The following is an 18281-nucleotide window of genomic DNA, read 5'->3' as shown; positions in this document are numbered from 1 at the left end:
ATTGAAGCGGCGATAAACGGCGCTCCAACTGCCAAATTCTGTGGGTAAATCACGCCACGGAATACCTGTTCTCAGCCGGAAGAGTATCCCTTCAAACGTCATTCTGTGTTCTGGTTTATTGTAAATGCGGCCTGTACTCTTCATTAGTTGAAGTAGCTTTTGCCACCGCTTATCAGTTAGCATTAGTCTCGGCATGGTATTGAGTTGTTTTTTTACTTTTGGCGAAGCAAATTATAACCCTTTACCATGCCGCTCAAAAACTAGTCACGAAAGATCAACACGCCTTAGTTAAGAAGTAAAAAGCCAGCATTTCTTGCTGGCTTTTTTACGTCTGGTTAAAACAACTCATCCTCGGTGGGCTGGGATTTATCTCCTGGCGTTTGAGTTTCAAACAGCACGGGCGGCTTCTTCTCTACATAGCGTGTCGGTGCCGTGCCCTTAATAAAGTACTCGAAGCGGCTGGTATGATCATTATTATGGCTAAGCAGTCCGGTTTTTAAGTCGATCCGTACCGACTCTAAGCCTTCGGGTGGCTCGACCGCGGCATAGGGCTGATCTTCCAGGGCCACACGCATAAAGTCGATCCAGCCAGGTTGTGAAGTCTTGGCACCGGACTCGGCACCAAAAATCTGACCGCGGTCGAGATTATTGTTATAGCTGGTGCGCCCTAATGGGTTGCCAGGGTTATCAAAACCAACCCAGATAGTGGTCATCACATTGGCATTGAAGCCGCTAAACCAGGTATCGACCGAGTTGTTAGTGGTACCGGTTTTACCTGATATATCACGACGTTTTAAATTGGTGGCGCGCCAACCCGTGCCGTTCCAACCTGTGCCGTGCTGCCAACTGCCGCCACCCCAAATGGCGCTATTCATGGCATCGGCAATTAAAAAGGCATTCTGCTCTGAGATCACCCGTGGCGCACAGCTAGGCATGGTTTGCTCTTGCTGCGACTCTAGTCCATCAATTTGCGGGTCGATTGCTAATTGTGTATCTGTGTTGCTTTCATCAGCGAGCATTTTTTCAAGCTCAGCAAACTCGGCCAACACTTCATTTTTGCGTCTTTGCTCATTGCTACAGGCAAGCAAAGGTTGGGCCTGATAAAGCACTTCGTCTTCGCTGGTGACTATGGAGCTAATAAAGTAGGGCTCCACCAAGTGACCGCCATTGGCGAAGGCGCTCATGCCGCGCGCTAATTCCAGCGGGGTTAACGAGGCGCTACCTAGAGCCAGGGTTTCATTGCGCGGAATATCTTCGTCCTTAAAGCCAAATTTAAGCAGGTGATCGGCTGTGGTGTCGACACCTACACCGCGGATAAGACGCACCGAAACCACGTTTTTAGATTGAGCCAGGGCACGGCGTACGCGAATAGGGCCTACATACTTGGGTGGGCTGTTTTTTGGACGCCAGGCTACGCCTTGGCTCTTATCCCAATGGTTGATTGGCGCATCATTGAGTATGGTAGCCAGTGAGTAACCATGTTCCAGCGCTGCAGAATAAATAAAGGGTTTGATATTTGAGCCGACCTGGCGTTTAGCCTGTACGGCGCGGTTGTACTGGCTTTGCTCAAAACTGTAGCCGCCGACTATGGCCTTGATACGGCCATCTTTAGGGTCGATAGATACCAAGGCGCTGGACGCATCGGGAATTTGCGCTAGCAAGGGCAGGCCATCGGCATCGAAGCGATACCAAATTTGCGCGCCAGGATTCAAAATATCCGCCGCGGTTTTGGGGGCAAAGCTCTGGCGCGACTGAGTGATATAGGTACGTGCCCATTTTAGACCTTCCCAATCTATGGTGAGGCGCTCACTGTCTTTGGTTAGGACAGTTATAGCCTGCTCTTCAACAGACATGACAACACCAGCATGAAGATCTGCCTGTGTACTTACCCCTTTGAGGAATTGCACTAATTCTTGTTCGGCTACGGCTTCTTCGCTGTCATTTTGCCACAGGTAGGCAACTGGGCCGCGATAACCGTGACGCATATCATAGGCATAAAGATTATCCCTTAGTGCGGTTTGTGCCGCTGCCTGCATGGTCGATTCTACCGAGGTATATACCTTAATGCCGGAATTATAAGCCTGCTCGGTGCCGTACATGGCAACCAGCTCGGCACGGGCCATCTCGGAGATGTAAGGTGCATAGAGCTCAATCTCGGCACCGTGGAAAGTGGCAGTGATCGGAGCGTTAGTTGCTTGTGTATATTCAGAAGTGCTGATATAACCTTCATCCAACATACGGGAGAGCACCACGTTTCGGCGCGCTTTTGCTCGCTCAGGATTACGAATTGGATTTAATGCCGAAGGTGCTTTGGGTAAACCAGCAATCATCGCCATTTGTGCTAGAGTTAATTCATCGAGCGATTTACCATAATAAACTTGGGCCGCTGCACCAATACCAAAAGCGCGGTTTCCTAATTCTATTTTATTGAGATAAAGCTCGAAAATTTCATCTTTGCTTAATAATTGTTCAATGTGAATGGCGATAAATATTTCTTTAACTTTTCGAATATATGCTTTTTCGCGAGTTAAAAAGAAGTTTCGGGCCAATTGCATGGTAATAGTACTGGCACCCTGGCGTTTTTCGCCAGTGGATATTAGTACTAAAGCACTACGGACTATACCTATAGGGTCTATGCCGTAGTGTTCATAAAAACGATTATCCTCGGTGGCTAGAAATGCTTTTAAGAGAGGGTCAGGAACGTCGTTGATTTTTACAGGGATTCGTCGCTTCTCACCAAACTGGTTGATCAGTTTGCCGTCCCGCGTAAAAACTTGCATCGGTGTTTGTAACTTTACATCTTTTAATACCGCTACACTGGGGATGTCAGGCTTCACGTACAGGTATAAAGCAACCAGCGTAATACAGCCCAAGAGGCCACATATGAAAAGGATTTGTAAAAATTTTTTGAATATTTTCACGGATAATTTCCTATTGGACTCCCAATTGAGCGCAGAGATTGCTAGTATATCTTGAATAGAAAGTGAATAAAATTTTTTCATCCATAATTTATAAGTCTATTATAATTATAAAAAAAGGATTCACGTAGCTCTTATGTTAAATCGACTTATCAAAAAGTCAGTGCCCGCCATGGTGGGCATAGACATCGGCTCACACTCTGTTAAAGCCGTGTTATTAACACAGCATGATCAGGGTTATCGTCTTGATGCGGTTGCAATCGAACCTATGCCCAAAGGGGCCATGGCCGAGCGTAACATACAAGATATTGAGGCGATTGGCCGCGTTATTGCAAAGCTCAGAAGACGCATTCCAAAGTCTATCAGTCATGCTGTTGTTGCTGTGTCTGGCCAGACAGTGATTACCAAGGTGATCTTTATGGATGTCTCCTTAAGTGATGCTGAATTGGAATCGCAGATCGAAATCGAGGCGGATAGCTTAATCCCTTACCCCCTGGATGAAGTCAGCATTGATTTCGAAAAGCTCGACATCAACGAAGCCGACCCGTCAAAGGTCAATGTGTTGCTATCGGCAGCGCGTACGGAAAGTGTGGAAGCGCGTTCTGGTGCGGTTGAAGCCGGTGGTTTTACGCCCAAGGTGGTTGATGTTGAAACCTATGCTTTGAGCAGAAGCCTGGATGTGACCTACGGGGCATTACCAGAAGATGCCAAGGACAAGGTGGTGGCTTTGGTCGATATCGGTGCGATGATGACCTTGGTCAGCGTGGTGCAAAAAGGTGAGACAGTCTACACCCGTGACCAGGTATTCGGTGGTGAGCAGTACACCAACACCATAGTCTCCTACTACAACAAAAACTTTGACGAAGCCGAGCGTGCTAAATGCACGGGCGACTTACCGCCTAACTACACCTTTGAGGTATTGGCTCCGTTCCAAACCTCTTTGTTGCAGCAGGTTCGTCGCGCGGTGCAAATGTTTTTGACTACCAGTGGTAAGGAGCAGGTGGATTACATTGTCTTGTCTGGCGGTACGAGCATGATCGATGGCCTGGATAGATTGCTAGTCGATGAACTGGGTATTCATACCGTTGTTGTGGACCCCTTTAAGGACATGGAAATGGGTTCGCGTGTTGACCAGGAACTGCTCGACAAGCATAAGGCCCAATTTGCCGTTGCTACGGGTCTTGCATTGAGGAGCTTCTCAGCATGCCACATATAAATTTATTGCCCTGGCGCGAAGCCGCACGAAAGGAAGCGCAGCAAAACTTTGTCACCATCCTGGTGATGGTGATTGTGATTGCCTTTGCTTCCATGTTTGCGCTTAGCCAAGTCTACGGCGCCATGATCGATGGTCAGAATGTGCGTAACAACTTTCTAGTACGAGAAATCCAGGTACTGGATAAGCGTATCGCCGAAATCCGTGAGCTGGATAAGAAAAAAGCAAGTTTGCAACAGCGTATGCGCCTGATTGAAGAGCTGCAGAGTAACCGTAACCTAGGTACTCGAATTATGGACGAAGTAGCCAAAATCGTACCTTCGGGCGTTTACTTTAAGACGCTGGAGCGTCGCGGTGATGCAATTCAGATATCGGGTAAAAGTGAGTCTAATAACCGCTTATCAACCATGATTCGTCAAGTTGAAGGCTCATACCTACTAGAGAGAGCATCCCTGCGAGGCATTGTTGCTGGGGAAGAAGAAGCTCGTTTGTTGAGTGATTTCAATATGCAATTCAGTGTGAAGTCCTTCGATGAGATTGGCGAGGTGCAACAATGAGTTCAGGTTTTAAAGCCTTTAGTGATATCGAATGGGGTGAGCTGGAGCTTGACAACATAGGCGAATGGCCTGCCTTGGTAAAGGGTTTGGTCTGTCTATTAGCCGCCGGTTTAGTGTTGTTTTTTAGCTATAAACTACTGGTGGAAGATAAAGTCAGTGGCTTTGAAAGCGTGCAAAAGAAAGAAGTTGAATTGCGCGACAGCTACCGAGTGAAGTATTCCAAAGCCAGTCGTTTGGAGCTTTATAAGCAGCAGATGCAAGAGATGGAAGAGAAATTCTCCCAGCTATTGAAAAAGTTGCCGACCTCGAACGAAACTCCCGGATTACTGGATGACCTCTCTTATGTAGGTACAACCAGTGGCCTGACCTTTGTTAAAATCGGTTGGTTACCAGAGATTAAAAAAGAGTTCTATACCGAGCTACCCATCAAGATCGAAGTTGAAGGAAGTTACCACGAGTTTGGTGAATTCGTAGGTAAGGTTGCGCAGCTGCCACGTATTATCAGCTTGCACGACTTTGAAATTGAAGCTACGGGTGATGACCAGCTAGTGTTTAGTGTGATCGCCAAGACTTACCGTTATGAGGGGGATGAATAATGAAAAAACTCCTCGCAGTCGCCTCGTTAACACTGTTAGTGAGTGGGTGTTTTGATGACACGACCGAGCAAAGAGAGTTTATTAACCGAGTAAAAGCCAGTACGCAGCCCAAGGTGGAGCCAATTCCTGAAATTGCCCAGTTTGAGCATTTTGCTTACAGCGCATCCGACTTACGTAGCCCTTTTGTGGCGCCCAAACCTGAGCTGATTCAGGATAAATTGATTCAGGTGCAAAACTGTTTACACCCGGATCCGCAGCGTAAGAAAGAGCCTTTGGAGCGTTATCCGTTAGATAACCTGTCAATGAAAGGCACACTCGGTTCAGGGCCGTTAACTTGGGCTCTGGTCAAGGCATCGGACGCAACATTGCACCGTATTTCAATAGGCAATTACGTTGGCTTGTATCACGGCAAAGTGACTCAGGTACGCAGTAACTACATAGAATTATTAGAGTTAATCCCTGATGGAGCAGGATGTTGGAAAGAACGCCTGACCAAGCTAGAAATGTTGGAGGCAGGTGATGATTCCAGTTCATAAAAATCAAGGTAACAGCACAATGCAAAATAACGCATTCAAAATGAATCGTATCTATTCTTTGGTACTCGCAGTAGCTACCCTGTTTATGTCGAGTTTTGCGACCGCCGTACCCTTGTTGTACGACGTTCGTTATAACCCATTGCTGGAAGGTGAAACTGAGGTTGAGTTTGTATTCGATGAAGAGATTTATATCGAACCGCAGATTCAGGTGTTCAGTGAACCGGCGCGTATTGAGCTTTTCTTTGATGAAGCCGACTATGAGCAAAGCCTGGAAGAAGTGCTGATCAATAAGGCCGGCGTGGAGAAGGTCACCAGCGAGTTCGTTAATGACGGCTTTAAGGTAACTGTATTCCTAGATCACTTGAAAATTTATCAGACGCGTATCGATAAGAACTTGTTCTATCTACATGTTTCCGATAACCCTGTGCAGGATGCCTCGAAAACTATCGCTGAAGAAAACGAAGGCGCTAGCTATATCAACCGTATTCAAGCCCTGGATTTCCGCCGCGGCGAGAAGGGTGAAGCACGGGTATTGGTTTTCTTACAAGAAAACATGGCTGCTATTGATGTTCAGGAGCGAGCAGGTAAGGTAGTTGTGGAGTTCCACAATACCGATATCATCGATGACCTCTTGTATCAATTGGACGTTATGGACTTCGGTACCGTGGCGAGCATGATAGAGACCTTTAAAGAAGGCTCTAACAGCCGCATCGAAATCGACACCACGGGTGCGTTCGATTACAACTATCAGCAGCTGGACAACATCTTTACCATTACCTTGGAAAAAGATGAGTCGAAACGCAGCTTCCTAGGTGCAGGTAAAGAGTACCAAGGTCGTCCTATGTCACTGAACTTCCAAGATATTTCTATCCGTGCTGTGTTGCAGATTATCGCTGATTACAATGGTTTCAACCTGGTAGTAAGCGACTCAGTATCAGGTAATATCACGCTACGTTTAGACGGTGTTCCTTGGGACCAAGCCCTTGATATCGTACTACGAGTGAAAGGTCTGGATAAGCGCATGGAAGGCTCGATTCTGATGGTTGCTCCAACCGAAGAATTGGCTGCTCGTGAAGCGAAAGAGTTAAAAGCCAAGCAACAGGTTGAAGACCTGGAGCCGCTATACAGCGAGTATATTCAGCTTAACTATGCTAAGGCACAGGAATTTGCTGACCTACTGCAAACCGATGTAAACAGTATTCTATCTAACCGTGGTAGCGTGTCGGTAGATGCCCGTACTAACACCTTGTTAATCAAGGATACGGCTAAGAGCATAGAAAACGTGCGCCGTATGGTTGAGACTCTAGATGTAGCGGTAAAGCAGGTTGTTATTGAATCACGTATGGTAACGGTACGCGATAACGTACAAGAAGACCTGGGTATTCGTTGGGGCTTTAGTGATCAGCAGGGCACAGATGGTGTAGCCGGTAACCTTATTGGTGCGAATGATATAGCCAATGGTGTTATCCCAAGTATTGGCGATAGACTCAATGTTAATTTACCAGTAGCCAACCCAGCGGGTAGCATAGGTATGCACGTAGCTAAGTTAGCAAATGGCCAATTGATTGACCTAGAGCTGTCAGCCCTAGAGCAAGAGAACAAGGGTGAGATTATTGCCAGTCCGCGTATCACTACGGCCAACCAGAAAAAGGCGCGTATTGAGCAGGGTACTGAAATCCCTTATGTGCAGTCGGCTTCAAGTGGTGCAACTACGGTTACCTTTAAAAAGGCAGTGCTAAGCCTGGAAGTTACTCCGCATATTACGCCTGATAACAAGGTAATCCTTGACCTGGCTATCACTCAGGATACCCGAGGCGATACTGTAGACACGGCTACGGGTCCGGCGGTGGCTATCGATACTCAGCGTATTGAGACTCAGGTGCTGGTTGAAAACGGTCAAACCGTGGTGCTAGGTGGTATTTATCAGCAGCAGATCATCAACTCGGCTCGTAAGGTACCGCTACTGGGCGACGTTCCTTATTTGGGCGCTTTGTTCCGCTCAACCAGTGAGCGCAATGAGAAGCGTGAATTGCTTATCTTCGTAACACCTAAAATCATGGTAGAGAGCACGCTGTAAACCTCACAGCTTAGTAAAAAGCCACCTCTTAAGAGGTGGCTTTTTTTATGCCCGTTATAAAGCGTTAGACATGAAAAAGGCCACTTTGCAGTGGCCTTTAATATGGCGAATATTTTAGAGGCTATTAGATGTACTCAAACACCTTGATCACGCGCTCAACACCGGAGATATTACGGGCAATTTGCACCGCACGCTCGGCTTCGGTTTTGCTAACCAGGCCCATTAAGAAGACCTCGGCATTTTCTGTGACCACCTTAATATTGTTACCGCTGACATCGTCTGCAGCCAACAGCTGAGTTTTCACCTTAGAGGTGAGCCAGGCATCGTGGCTTTGTGTGCTGATGCTGGTCGGTGAGCCCAGACGTAACTGGTTATGCAGGCGACGTAAGCCATCGGCACCCTCGGCGGCACTTTGGGCCTGCGACTTTATCTGCTCGCTGGGCACCTGGCCGAGTAGCAAGACGATGCCGTTATAGCTTACCACTGTGACATTGGCGTCATCTCGTTGGCCGATTTGCTCTTTAATGGCCAAGGTGGCTTTAATTTCTATATTGTTATCGTCTATCTGACTGCCTATGGTGCGGCGATCATTAGCAGCGGTGACAGCACCTGCAGTACCGGCGACTACAGCGGCGGCACAGCCTTGCAGCAATAAGGTGCCAACGAGAACGGCGATAAGACTCTTATTATTCATTTAGTTTTCTCCCTGAGGAAACAGCGTCATGTCAACAAGCTCACTAAGACAGTGCAGATTGACAAGGTGTGATTCTAAAATACGGCTTGGACGCTTGGCGGGGATACGAATTTCCACGTCATTGGCGCTCAGTAGTCCGGCTAATTCGCCACCATCAACCCCAACTAAGGCGATCACCGTCATATCCTTGGTTAAGGCGGCTTCAACGGCACTGATCACAGATTTTTCATTGCCATTAATGGCGAGCACCAGCAGCAAGTCACCTTGCTCACCCAGAGCTCGTATTTGCCTAGCAAAAATATCCCGACTGCGGTTAGTGCTGGGCTGTGAGCTTAGGTTTAATGCCTGTGGCGATAAGGAAATGGCCGGCAAACAAGGGCGTTCGGTTTCGAAAAAGTTTACCAGCAAGGCGGCAAAATGATCGCTCAGCATATGGCAGCTGGAAGCGCCGCAACAGAGCAGTTTATTGCCATTGATCAAGGCCTGGGCAATGCTAATGGAGGCCGATTCCAAAACTCCGGGTAATACCTCTCCGGCGGCAATTTGCGCTTGGATGCTTTCGGTAAAAAGCTCTTTAATTTGTTCCTGCATTTATAATACGTTTTTTATCCAGTGAAATTGGGGTGCCGACTGGCCTTCAATGGCCACATAGTCGGCGCGGAGTATACAGTGCGCCAAGTTATGCTTTTGTACAAAATGGGCTATGGTGCGCCTTAGTCGTTGTTGTTTGCGCTGCGTTAAGGCGTTAAGTGCGCCACCAAACCCAGCTTGGCGGCGAAACTTAACTTCGATAAACACCCAGGTTAGCCCTTCTTTCATGATCAGGTCTAACTCGCCGTAGCGACAATTATAATTACGAGCGACCGGCGTCAGGCCCTGTTTCTTTAAATAGTCCTCGGCCAGCAGCTCGTAGTGTTGTCCTTTTGCTCTAGTGTTGCGCCATTCCTTCGGTAGCCAAAACATCGCTTGATTCCTCTTGCGGCTGTTGCTCTGGGTCTTGCTGTAGCTCTTGCCTTAGTTCTTGTCTTAACAGGGGCGTTGGGCTGATATGCTCAAGATTCACCGGGGCAATTTGCCGCGACTGATAATGAGCCCAAGCCAGGCGACGTACCACCTCGCCCTCGCTGTTTACGCTTAATTGTCCTGTTAATCCTGGCAGGCTTTTACCCGGTAGCATACTTAACTGGCGCAGCTCTGGAATAACAGTGATAGCATCGTAGCCCATGGCAAACAGGCGCTGTTCTATGTCTGCCTGATTCGGCCACAGCCCTTGCACCGTTTCTTTAAGCTGGCGGTTGGTCATATTATTTACGCCTGTGGTCGGCAGCATCCAGGGCAGCTCGGTAAAGTATAAGCCGTTCAGGTCGCGCTTGTCGCTGGTGTCTATTTGCGTGCTATGACTCTTAGAGCTGGCATACAGGGGGATGCGCTCGACAAAGGTGCTGACATTGACATCTAAATAAGGTTTTAACAAGCGTGTTTGCGTGGCATCGGCAAGCAGGTAGATCACGTCGATATCACGGCGTGAACGGGTTTCGCTTTCCACTTTTTGTTTAAACAGGCTTTCAATAAGCTCGATGCGGGCCTCACTTTGACCCACTTCAAGGATATCGCTGATCACCTGCTCCATGGCCTTATTGTCATCGAACAGGCCCACCAAGGGCGCCTGCTCGTTATAACGCAGCCATTGGCTGCTGAAGTGTTCACTTAAGCGCGTGCCCGAGCGATCACTGCTGGCCAAAACCAGCGGCTTTTTAAAGCCTTGAGCCATAAAGTGTTGCAAGGCTTGATCCAGCTCGTGCTCCGGCGCTAGGGCAAAATAAAAGTGCTGCGATGACTGGCGCTGATAATCGCTGCGGTTTAGGTAGATACTAGGTATGCCTTCGAGCAGCGCCTGTTGTTCAAAGCGATTGATATTGCCCTTTAATAGTGGGCCTATGGCAAAGTCGATATTATTAGCGCTGATGGTCGCTTGAATTTCTTCGTTGCTAAGATTGGCATCAATAAAATACACATCGCTGAATTGATGCTTGTCCAGCGCCGCAATCACGCCGTTTTTAACCGCCTCACCCAGGGTGCGGTTACCACCACTAAGGGGAAGAAAAACGCCAAGGTTAGCAACTTTATAAGGCTCGACCTGCATAAGCTGGGCAACTTTTTCATCCAGGGCAAAGCTGGCCGGGTGTTCTGGATTACGACGCTGCCAATTATTGGAGGCAGTTTGTAATTCTATCGGCTGGCCGAGATAAAGCTGTTTAATAAGCGCAAGTTGTATCCAGCCTTGCTGAATGTTGGAGCCCTTGTTTAGGCCTTGCAGTTGTTCCGAGGTGAGTCCTTGCAGGCTTTGCCACAGCAGTGGGTTAACCTCGGTGTTATCAAGGCCGTAACGCTCGGCACTTTCCGATGCGCGTAGTAAAAAAGGTACGGCCTGATTATTTAAACGCATATAAGCATAGGTTGCGCCCTGCACCAATTGATGCCAATAAAAGTGCTCCGGGGTGCTGAGCTGGGATTGCACCGAGGCACTGTCGCTTAAGGCGTTATTCGGATTGCCTTGTTTTATTTGCGCATAGGCACGGACCAGTAAGGCTTGTGTATGCCAGCGTGGATGCTTCTTCAGCAGGGTATCGCTGACATCTTCTAAGGTTTGCCAATCTTGTTCGGCAAGGGCTTGCTTCTGTGCTGCCACCAGTTTAAATCGCTGCTGGTCACCCTTTAATTCCAGCGCCTGACTATAGAGCTGCTGAGCCGACAAAACTTCGGGTTCGGCCGGGACGCTGATATTTGTCGTGGTATTTATATTTTCTTGGGGCTTTTGTGTTGTGCTACAGGCGGATAAGCCTGACAATAGCACTAAACCAGCAATCGATTTGAGTCGCACAGTCTTTATGTTCCAATTGGCCATAGTGTGATTCGCTTATCTTACTGACTGATGCAGGAGAGCTCAATGTCCAATGCGGATATTTCAACCCATCATCCCCACACAAACGCCGGCACCTTATATATAGTTGCCACGCCTATAGGTAATTTAGATGATATCAGCCAGCGTGCAATCAAAACCCTAGCCGAGGTCGACTTAATCGCGGCTGAAGACACCCGCCATACCGCTAAGTTGTTGTCGCACTTGGGGATCAGCAAGCGCACCATGGCTCTGCACGACCATAATGAAAAGCAAAAAGCACAGCAAATTTTGCAGTGGCTGGAAGAGGGGCTTAACGTTGCTCTGGTCAGCGATGCCGGTACGCCGCTTATTAGCGATCCCGGCTATGCCCTGGTGAGTCTGTGTCGCGCCAGTGGTGCTCAGGTCACGCCTATTCCTGGTGCCTGCGCCGCCATTGCTGCGGTTAGCTGCTCCGGATTACCTACGGATAAATTCCAGTTCGTTGGCTTTTTACCGGCCAAGAGTAAGGCTCGCCAAGAGTTTTACGAGCAGGCTCATGGCACAGGTATCACCAGCATAATGTATGAAAGCACCCATAGGATCATGGCCAGCCTTGACGATCTTAAGGAGGCTCTAGGCGCGCAGCAGCAGGTTGTATTGGCCAAGGAGCTGACCAAAAGCTTTGAAACCTTTTTCAGTGGCACCGTGGTTGAGCTGATTGCCTTCTTAGAAGAAGATCCAGCCCGTCAAAAAGGGGAAATAGTGCTGATGCTGCCGGGCAAGGTGGCGGACAAAACAGATATCGACCCTGAGGCCATTCGCCTTATCGAACTGTTAAAAGCGGATATGCCGCTTAAAAAAGCCTGCGGCGTTGCCGCCGATTATTTTGGCCTTAAGAAAAATGCCCTCTATAAAAGCATGCTAGAGCAGGAGTGATGGTACTGGCTAGTTAGGCGTAAATAGGTATAATAGCGCCCGAGTCGGCTAGATAATCGCTGCCTGTGACGAAAATGATCAGGGGGAGGAAAGTCCGGGCTCCATAGGGCAGGGTGCCAGCTAACGGCTGGGGGGCGTGAGCCTACGACAAGTGCAGCAGAGAGAAGACCGCCTAAGTCCTTCGGGACCGGTAAGGGTGAAAGGGTGCGGTAAGAGCGCACCGGGCCGCTGGTAACAGTTGGCAGCAGGGTAAACTCCACCCGGAGCAAGACCAAATAGGGTTCTAATACTTTAAATAGTATACGTGTGGCCCACATGAGAACCGGGTAGGTTGCTTGAGCCTAAGAGCGATCTTAGGCCTAGACGAATGATTATCGCTTTCCCTCGGGAAAGAACAGAACCCGGCTTATATGCTGGCTCAACAAATTCCATGGCCGCCTGATTATTCAGGCGGCTTTTGGGATCCTTCCTTAGTTCGACAAATTACAATCCCGCTAAAACTCGATGCTTTGCCCTAAAATGGGTATCTCGGCTTTAATATTGTGCTCTTGCTGCAGTTTCTCCGACAAAGCCGCGAGGGCATCTGGTTCGCCATGGACCAGCACCACCTTGGGAAAGCTTTTAAAATTGGCAACCCAGTTAATCAGCTCCCTTTGTCCGGCATGGGCCGAAAAACCGCCCAGGGTTTCTATTTGGGCCTTCACAATAAAATCATCACCAAAGAGTTTGATATGCTGCGCGCCTTCAACCAGTATGCGTCCGAGTGTGCCATAGGCCTGAAAACCGACAAAAATTAAGGTATTACGGCTATCCCAAATGCGGTGTTTAAAGTGGTGAGTAATGCGCCCGCCGGTACACATGCCGCTGCCGGCAATAATAAGCGCGCCCTTGCTGATCTTATTAATGGACATGGAGTCATCGGCGGTCACCATCAAATGCAAGGTGGAGAGAAAGTTTTTCAACAGGGTTTGCTCCCCCGTACACAAGGGTTTAACGCCTTCGCAATCCAAGGTAGGCAGCCACTGGTCGTAAATCTGTGTGACCTCTATGGCCATGGGGCTATCTAAAAAGATTTGCCAGTTATCCAGCTCACCGGCCATCTGCAGCTTACCCAAGTACAGCAATAGCTCCTGGGTACGGCCAACGGCAAAGGCAGGGATCATCACATTCCCACCATTTTCAAACGCTTGGTGTAATACCTCTTTAAACTGGGTTAGGGTATCGCCGAGTGACTTATGCTCGCGATCGCCATAGGTGCCTTCCATAAGAACTATATCGGCATGCTCAAGCAAGGTGGGATCATTCATCAGCAGGGTGTCCTTGTTGCCTAAATCCCCAGAGAAAACCAAGGTTTTTTGTATACCCTCATCATCGAATTTTAATTCCACAATAGCCGAGCCGAGAATATGTCCGGCATCGTAAAAGCACAGTGAGGCTTGCTCAGCTAATTGCTTCTTTTCCTTATAAGCTATGGGTTTAAGTAAATCCAATACCTGTAACACATCGGTTTTGGAGTACATGGGTTCAATTTCTGGTTTGCCCTTGCGCTTTAATTTACGGTTTTCCCGCATCAGGTCATTTTCATACAGACTCAGGGAGTCGAAGAGCATTACAGGAAGTAATTGTGAGGTGGCTTCGGTGCAATAAATAGGGCCCTGAAAACCGTCATGGACTAAAGAGGGCAGGCGGCCGGAATGATCTAAATGAGCATGGGATAAAATAACGGCATCTATGGTGTGCGGATTAAAGTTAAACTGTTTTCTTGATACCTTGTGTTTCGTTCTCATCCCTTGCTGCATGCCACAGTCGAGTAACACCTCACCGAGTGCCGGTGTAGAGAGCAGATGACATGAGCCCGTTACTTCTTGCGCTGCGCCATGAAATGTAATCTTTGCCATGATAATAAACCTACAAAAGTACCAGCTTGTCGCCATTGAACCTAGTATGAGTTTAGTGAGGAAAATGACTAAGTGTGAGCTGGGTCTTAGGTTTTGCGGAAAAAGAAAACGTATTGCCGCTGAAAATACGGAAAAAGCGAGCATGTCGCTCGCTTAAAGTCACGTCCTTGTGCATCGCTCTTAGCTTTAAAAACGGTAGCGCAGACCCATGGCGGCAAAGTTTTCGGTTTCATCGTAAAACTCAATATTGGAGTCGGTACGACGCGTACCACCTGAGGCGACAATTGACCAGTTGTCCCAGCCCTCAATTTTGTCGTAGCTGTAAGCCAGGATCGCTGAGTACCTGTCGTCTTCTTGTAGCTGATTGAAGATCGGGTTTATTTCATCGTTTTCCGTGCTGCGGTAGCGTGCCGACAGAGCTAAAGAGTGATTATTGAATACCGCGGTGTAGGTAAGCTCTACACCATAACCATCCAAAGACATGGCATCGCCATCGGCATCAAAGTCGTTATAGTTGGCGCCTAGCTTCAATTTCGATTGTGGGCCCAAATCAAATACATAGCCGGCTTCAAGGTAGTAACCGTCGCCTTCACGCTCTAGCTGCTCCTGAAACGCCGAGTAGCTGTTGAGGCCTGAATCTTCATCGTCCACCTTGCGGCTAAAACCGGCCAATTTTCGACATGGATGCACCGACGAGTCCTTGCTCGGTAAGCACACTCATGGCAGCGCGATAGATGGCTTGCTTTTTATTATCGTCTTTTAATCTCATAACCAAACGAACGTTCACTTAAGGCGAGGCGGATTATGATCCCTCGCGTCTGGTGCTATCAACGGCCGACACCGGCATGGCAAACTCAGGTTACAAATTGTCAGTTTCAACAACGGCGGGTAACGGGTTTTACTGTTGTTGAGCTTAGCGGCACTAGCCTCTAGGAATTTTTCCTATATCGGGTTAGGAAAAGCTGCGATTTGCTGGGGGGCGTTTGGCGCTAGTATGGAAGTGAGTCATGTTATTAAGGAAGCATAATGAGTCTGATCCAAGCCAGTACCAAGGAGTTCGGTGCCACCCAGGTGTTGCTGCATAGCTTAGGATCATCCAGCTATCGTATTGAATGGTATAGCAGGATGACCGGAGCCAGCGTTAGCCTGACACGACTCAAGGAGGGTAAATACCTAGTCACTCGCAAATGGGCGATGATTCGTAATATGGCCGATGTTAGCTGTGCATTTGACAGGCGTAATCAGGCGTTGATCCACTTTCTTAATAATGTCGATGTGATCAAGGCCAAAGAAGAGCGGGTGTTGGCGGCAAAACAATATTGTGTCAGCCTGTTTACTACTCATGAAGGGTTACAGCCCATTACCAAATGCGTGTTTCCTAAACCTAGGTTACAAGGCGCCATTGGCAAGGATGTGGTGATTAAAGCAAAGCTGGGCGACCGAGATATTGCCACCGGTGTCTTATTGCAGCTGGTAGGGAATCAAGCCGAAGTGCAGTTACATCCCGACTCAGATTTCGCCTTGCCCGCCGCGGCGTCTAAGCGGCAGAGGTTTTATGCCAAGCAGGTTTATCTGCGCTAGGCGCCGGCGCTGCATGTGACCTTATAGGGCAAGGTGACTGAGATGGCGAAGCCCGCTTCCGTGTTGAATTGACATTGCCCTCCCAGCGCCAGGGCACGCTCCTCGATAAAGGCCAAACCATAGCGCCCTGAATCCTCACTTGGACGCACAGCCGTGCCATCGTCCTGAATATGCAATAGAACTTGTTCATCGACTTGTTTGATACTTAAGGCTAACGTGCTGGCATTACTGTGTTTTATACAGTTGGTTATCGCCTCTTGGCTGATGCGGTAAATGGCCACCTGATAGTCATCGGGTAGTTGGGGTGGTAGCGCTAGGTTGCAGCTATAGCTGATCCCCGCTTTTTGCAGCAGGGTCGCACACTGGCCCTGATCTAAAGCCGCGGCCAGGCCGAGTTCGTCCAATTCCCGTGGACGCAAGTAGTGCATTAGCTGATACACAGAGTCATACATGCTGTTGGCATTGGTCTTTAAATCACCCACTATGGCCCGGGTGGCGTCGTTACCAAGGCGAGATAAGATCGCCAGATCGGTTTTTAAAGCGGTGAGGTTTTGTCCCAATTCATCATGTAGTTCTTGCGACAGGTGCTTGCGTTCACTTTCCTGGACGCGCACCATTTTTCCGGCGAGCTGGATATTTTTTTGTAGCAAGCCTTTAAGTTCCAGGTTGTTTTGCTGCAAGGCCTGATTGTTGCGTTTTAATTCACTGATTGCGGCGCCAAGTACCAAGCTGGTGATGCCGTTGGCCAGCATAAAAAGTTGGCTGATATAGGTGTTGTCGCTGTGCTGGGTGACACTGGCTTCGACAATTAAGAGGCCGTTGATCAAGGTGGCACTGCTGACAGCACCCAGGGTACCGAATTGATAACAGAACCAGATAATTGGCAATAAGGAGGCCAGGCGCAGCAAGGCGTAGGTATCCGGGCGCAGCAGGTAAATGCTCAAGGCCAAGGCGAACAGGCAAGCGAGGGCAAGAAACAGGTGGGCAAGCTCGTGCTTGGCGAGGGAAAACCGATCCCGGCTGCCGGTGATCAGGGTGATTAACAGCGGCGTTAGTAAGATCACCCCGGTGAGATCGCCAAGGCTCATATTGATCTGATACTGAAGGAGTTGTTTGCCCTCAAGCCAGGTTGTAAATTCAAAGGCGCTGCCAAAGAGCAGCCATTTACTAAAGCAAATCAGGGTGGCGAGCAGTAAAAAGGCCAAAACACCCTGACTGCTATTGAGGTTAACCTGCCAAGGGCTGCGTCTAAATACCCATAAGGTGGTGAAGAAAAAGGCTTCAAGCCAAAAGCCATGCCATAACTCAAACTGCCACTGCTGGTCATAGTGCAAGCCTAAAGAGGCGGCGAACAGCCTGGAGGTCAGCCATAAATTAGGCCAGAAACGATAAGGTAGCACTAAGGCAAAGGCAAGTTTAACCCCGGCGGGAAGGAAGATGGCGCTACTTTGGGGGGCGGTTTCTAAATAACCGCTAAGCCAAAAGGTGGCGCTGAGCAGAATAAAGTAGGCACAGGAACAGAGTAGCTGCTGCGCCGACTCGGTGATAAGTCGAGGGATTGCCGCACGTTCGCTAAGCAAGTTCATCAAGCTGCACCGCACCTATCTCTATGGCAATTTTTAGCAGCTCAAATGAGGTCGACACCTCGAGCTTGGCATAGATGTTGGCCTTATGGACATGGGCGGTTTTCGGCATCATTCCCAGTTCTTGTGCCACCTGCTTGGCATTGAGGCCTTTGGCAAACAGAGGTAGAGCTTGAAGCTCGCGCTTGGTGAGTTGTTCAACCGCAGCTTGGGATGGCTGGGCGGTGGTAAATTGCACGTCTTTACTGATATAGCGTTTGCCGGCGGCAACGCTTTGCACCGCATCGATCAGCTCTTCCGCCGCCGAGCGTTTGGACACATAGCCAAGGGCGCCAAGGCGCAGGGCCTGACTAACATAGGGTTCGCCGTCGTGCATGGAAGCGACGAGCAACTTGATATGGGGATACTTCTCCTGCAAATAGGATAGAAATGTCAGCCCGGTTTCGTCATCGCTTAAGGAAATATCGACAATAAAGAGCTCGGGCTGCTCCAATGCCACCGCCAGCTTGGCTTCGGCGACCGAGCATGCCTCTATAGTGACCTGCCAGTCATCTTGCAACTCCAAAAGCTTTTTAAAACTATCCCTGACCAGCAGGTGATCTTCAATGATACCGATCTGCATGTATCCCTCCATTTGCGGTGATTATATATCGAAATCAGCTTCTGAGATCTAGGAAAAATTCTTAACCTGGGCTTAGGTCTGGGCTTAGCTTTGGCCCGGGAGTGTGCAATGGATATTAAACAGGCGGGGAGCGGATAAAGATTGAACAAGCCTTGGAGCCAAAGCTGGCCTGAGCTTGCTAAAAATTAG

The 18281-nt window shown here is 48.8% G+C and carries 17 protein-coding genes and 1 other RNA gene; 8 read left to right on the top strand and 10 right to left on the bottom strand.

All coding sequences use genetic code 11. From position 1 onward, the window contains the following. The coding region (locus WCN91_RS14130; protein WP_342680021.1) for a transposase at positions 1-195 on the bottom strand (195 nt) is incomplete at its 3' end. 140 nt (positions 196-335) lie between these two features. Then, positions 336-2921, bottom strand: coding sequence for a penicillin-binding protein 1A (locus WCN91_RS14125; RefSeq protein ID WP_342680020.1), 2586 nt, complete (start codon positions 2919-2921; stop codon positions 336-338). Positions 2922-3054: 133 nt separating this feature from the next. Between WCN91_RS14125 and WCN91_RS14120 the strand changes: the two genes are divergently transcribed. The 5 genes from WCN91_RS14120 to WCN91_RS14100 are packed head-to-tail and all read left to right on the top strand — an operon-like array spanning position 3055 to position 7897. Next, the gene (locus WCN91_RS14120; protein ID WP_342680019.1) at positions 3055-4134 is read left to right on the top strand and encodes a pilus assembly protein PilM; all 1080 of its coding nucleotides are present in this window, start codon (positions 3055-3057) and stop codon (positions 4132-4134) included. Next, positions 4122-4688, top strand: coding sequence for a PilN domain-containing protein (locus WCN91_RS14115; protein WP_342680018.1), 567 nt, complete (start codon positions 4122-4124; stop codon positions 4686-4688). Before WCN91_RS14120 ends, WCN91_RS14115 begins: the two co-directional genes overlap by 13 nt. Further along, positions 4685-5284: a type IV pilus inner membrane component PilO gene (locus WCN91_RS14110; protein ID WP_342680017.1), complete on the top strand. Its 600-nt coding sequence runs from the start codon at positions 4685-4687 to the stop codon at positions 5282-5284. The genes WCN91_RS14115 and WCN91_RS14110 overlap by 4 nt, the downstream gene beginning before the upstream one ends. Then, a complete protein-coding gene (locus WCN91_RS14105; RefSeq protein WP_342680016.1) occupies positions 5284-5820 on the top strand; it encodes a pilus assembly protein PilP in 537 nt (178 codons plus the stop codon). Before WCN91_RS14110 ends, WCN91_RS14105 begins: the two co-directional genes overlap by 1 nt. Further along, positions 5804-7897, top strand: coding sequence for a type IV pilus secretin PilQ (locus WCN91_RS14100; RefSeq protein WP_425416042.1), 2094 nt, complete (start codon positions 5804-5806; stop codon positions 7895-7897). Before WCN91_RS14105 ends, WCN91_RS14100 begins: the two co-directional genes overlap by 17 nt. Before the next feature lie 124 nt (positions 7898-8021). Here the strand turns inward: WCN91_RS14100 and dolP are convergent, their stop codons facing one another. Genes dolP through WCN91_RS14080 form a run of 4 tightly spaced genes read right to left on the bottom strand, consistent with a single transcriptional unit; the run spans position 8022 to position 11472 of the window. Beyond that, complete coding sequence (dolP, locus tag WCN91_RS14095) at positions 8022-8591, bottom strand: division/outer membrane stress-associated lipid-binding lipoprotein (RefSeq protein ID WP_342680014.1); 570 nt, start codon at positions 8589-8591, stop codon at positions 8022-8024. Continuing rightward, positions 8592-9182 carry an SIS domain-containing protein gene (locus tag WCN91_RS14090; RefSeq protein WP_342680013.1) on the bottom strand — a complete coding sequence of 197 codons (591 nt, stop codon included), beginning with the start codon at positions 9180-9182 and terminating at the stop codon, positions 8592-8594. Then, positions 9183-9554: a YraN family protein gene (locus WCN91_RS14085; RefSeq protein WP_342680012.1), complete on the bottom strand. Its 372-nt coding sequence runs from the start codon at positions 9552-9554 to the stop codon at positions 9183-9185. After that, positions 9520-11472 carry a penicillin-binding protein activator gene (locus WCN91_RS14080; protein WP_342680011.1) on the bottom strand — a complete coding sequence of 651 codons (1953 nt, stop codon included), beginning with the start codon at positions 11470-11472 and terminating at the stop codon, positions 9520-9522. Before WCN91_RS14080 ends, WCN91_RS14085 begins: the two co-directional genes overlap by 35 nt. A 66-nt stretch (positions 11473-11538) precedes the next feature. On the opposite strand from WCN91_RS14080, the gene rsmI reads away from it, so the two are divergent. Further along, positions 11539-12408, top strand: a complete 870-nt coding sequence (gene rsmI / locus WCN91_RS14075; protein WP_342680010.1) for a 16S rRNA (cytidine(1402)-2'-O)-methyltransferase — start codon at positions 11539-11541, stop codon at positions 12406-12408. 40 nt (positions 12409-12448) lie between these two features. Further along, an RNA gene (gene rnpB, locus WCN91_RS14070) (RNase P RNA component class A) lies at positions 12449-12833 on the top strand. A gap of 69 nt (positions 12834-12902) precedes the next feature. On the opposite strand, the gene WCN91_RS14065 is transcribed toward rnpB, so the two are convergent. Both WCN91_RS14065 and WCN91_RS14060 read right to left on the bottom strand, forming a co-directional pair. Further along, a complete protein-coding gene (locus tag WCN91_RS14065; protein ID WP_342680009.1) occupies positions 12903-14306 on the bottom strand; it encodes an MBL fold metallo-hydrolase RNA specificity domain-containing protein in 1404 nt (467 codons plus the stop codon). A 186-nt stretch (positions 14307-14492) separates the two neighbouring features. Further along, entirely contained in the window at positions 14493-14996 is a 504-nt protein-coding gene (locus WCN91_RS14060) for a DUF2860 family protein (protein WP_342680008.1), read from the bottom strand. Positions 14997-15332: 336 nt separating this feature from the next. On the opposite strand from WCN91_RS14060, the gene WCN91_RS14055 reads away from it, so the two are divergent. Beyond that, on the top strand, positions 15333-15887 hold the full coding sequence (locus WCN91_RS14055; protein WP_342680007.1) for a hypothetical protein: 555 nt from the start codon (positions 15333-15335) through the stop codon (positions 15885-15887). On the opposite strand, the gene WCN91_RS14050 is transcribed toward WCN91_RS14055, so the two are convergent. Further along, on the bottom strand, positions 15884-17473 hold the full coding sequence (locus tag WCN91_RS14050) for an MASE1 domain-containing protein (RefSeq protein ID WP_342680022.1): 1590 nt from the start codon (positions 17471-17473) through the stop codon (positions 15884-15886). The genes WCN91_RS14055 and WCN91_RS14050 overlap by 4 nt on opposite strands. Further along, the gene (locus WCN91_RS14045; RefSeq protein WP_342680006.1) at positions 17460-18092 is read right to left on the bottom strand and encodes a response regulator; all 633 of its coding nucleotides are present in this window, start codon (positions 18090-18092) and stop codon (positions 17460-17462) included. The genes WCN91_RS14050 and WCN91_RS14045 overlap by 14 nt, the downstream gene beginning before the upstream one ends. Between the last annotated feature and the right edge of the window lie 189 nt (positions 18093-18281).

The organism is Pseudoalteromonas qingdaonensis, assembly GCF_038739665.1.
GTDB classification, from domain to species: Bacteria; Pseudomonadota; Gammaproteobacteria; order Enterobacterales; family Alteromonadaceae; genus Pseudoalteromonas; species Pseudoalteromonas qingdaonensis.
Note: the sequence above shows the minus strand (reverse complement) of the source record. Positions and strands in the feature narration are given on the sequence as shown.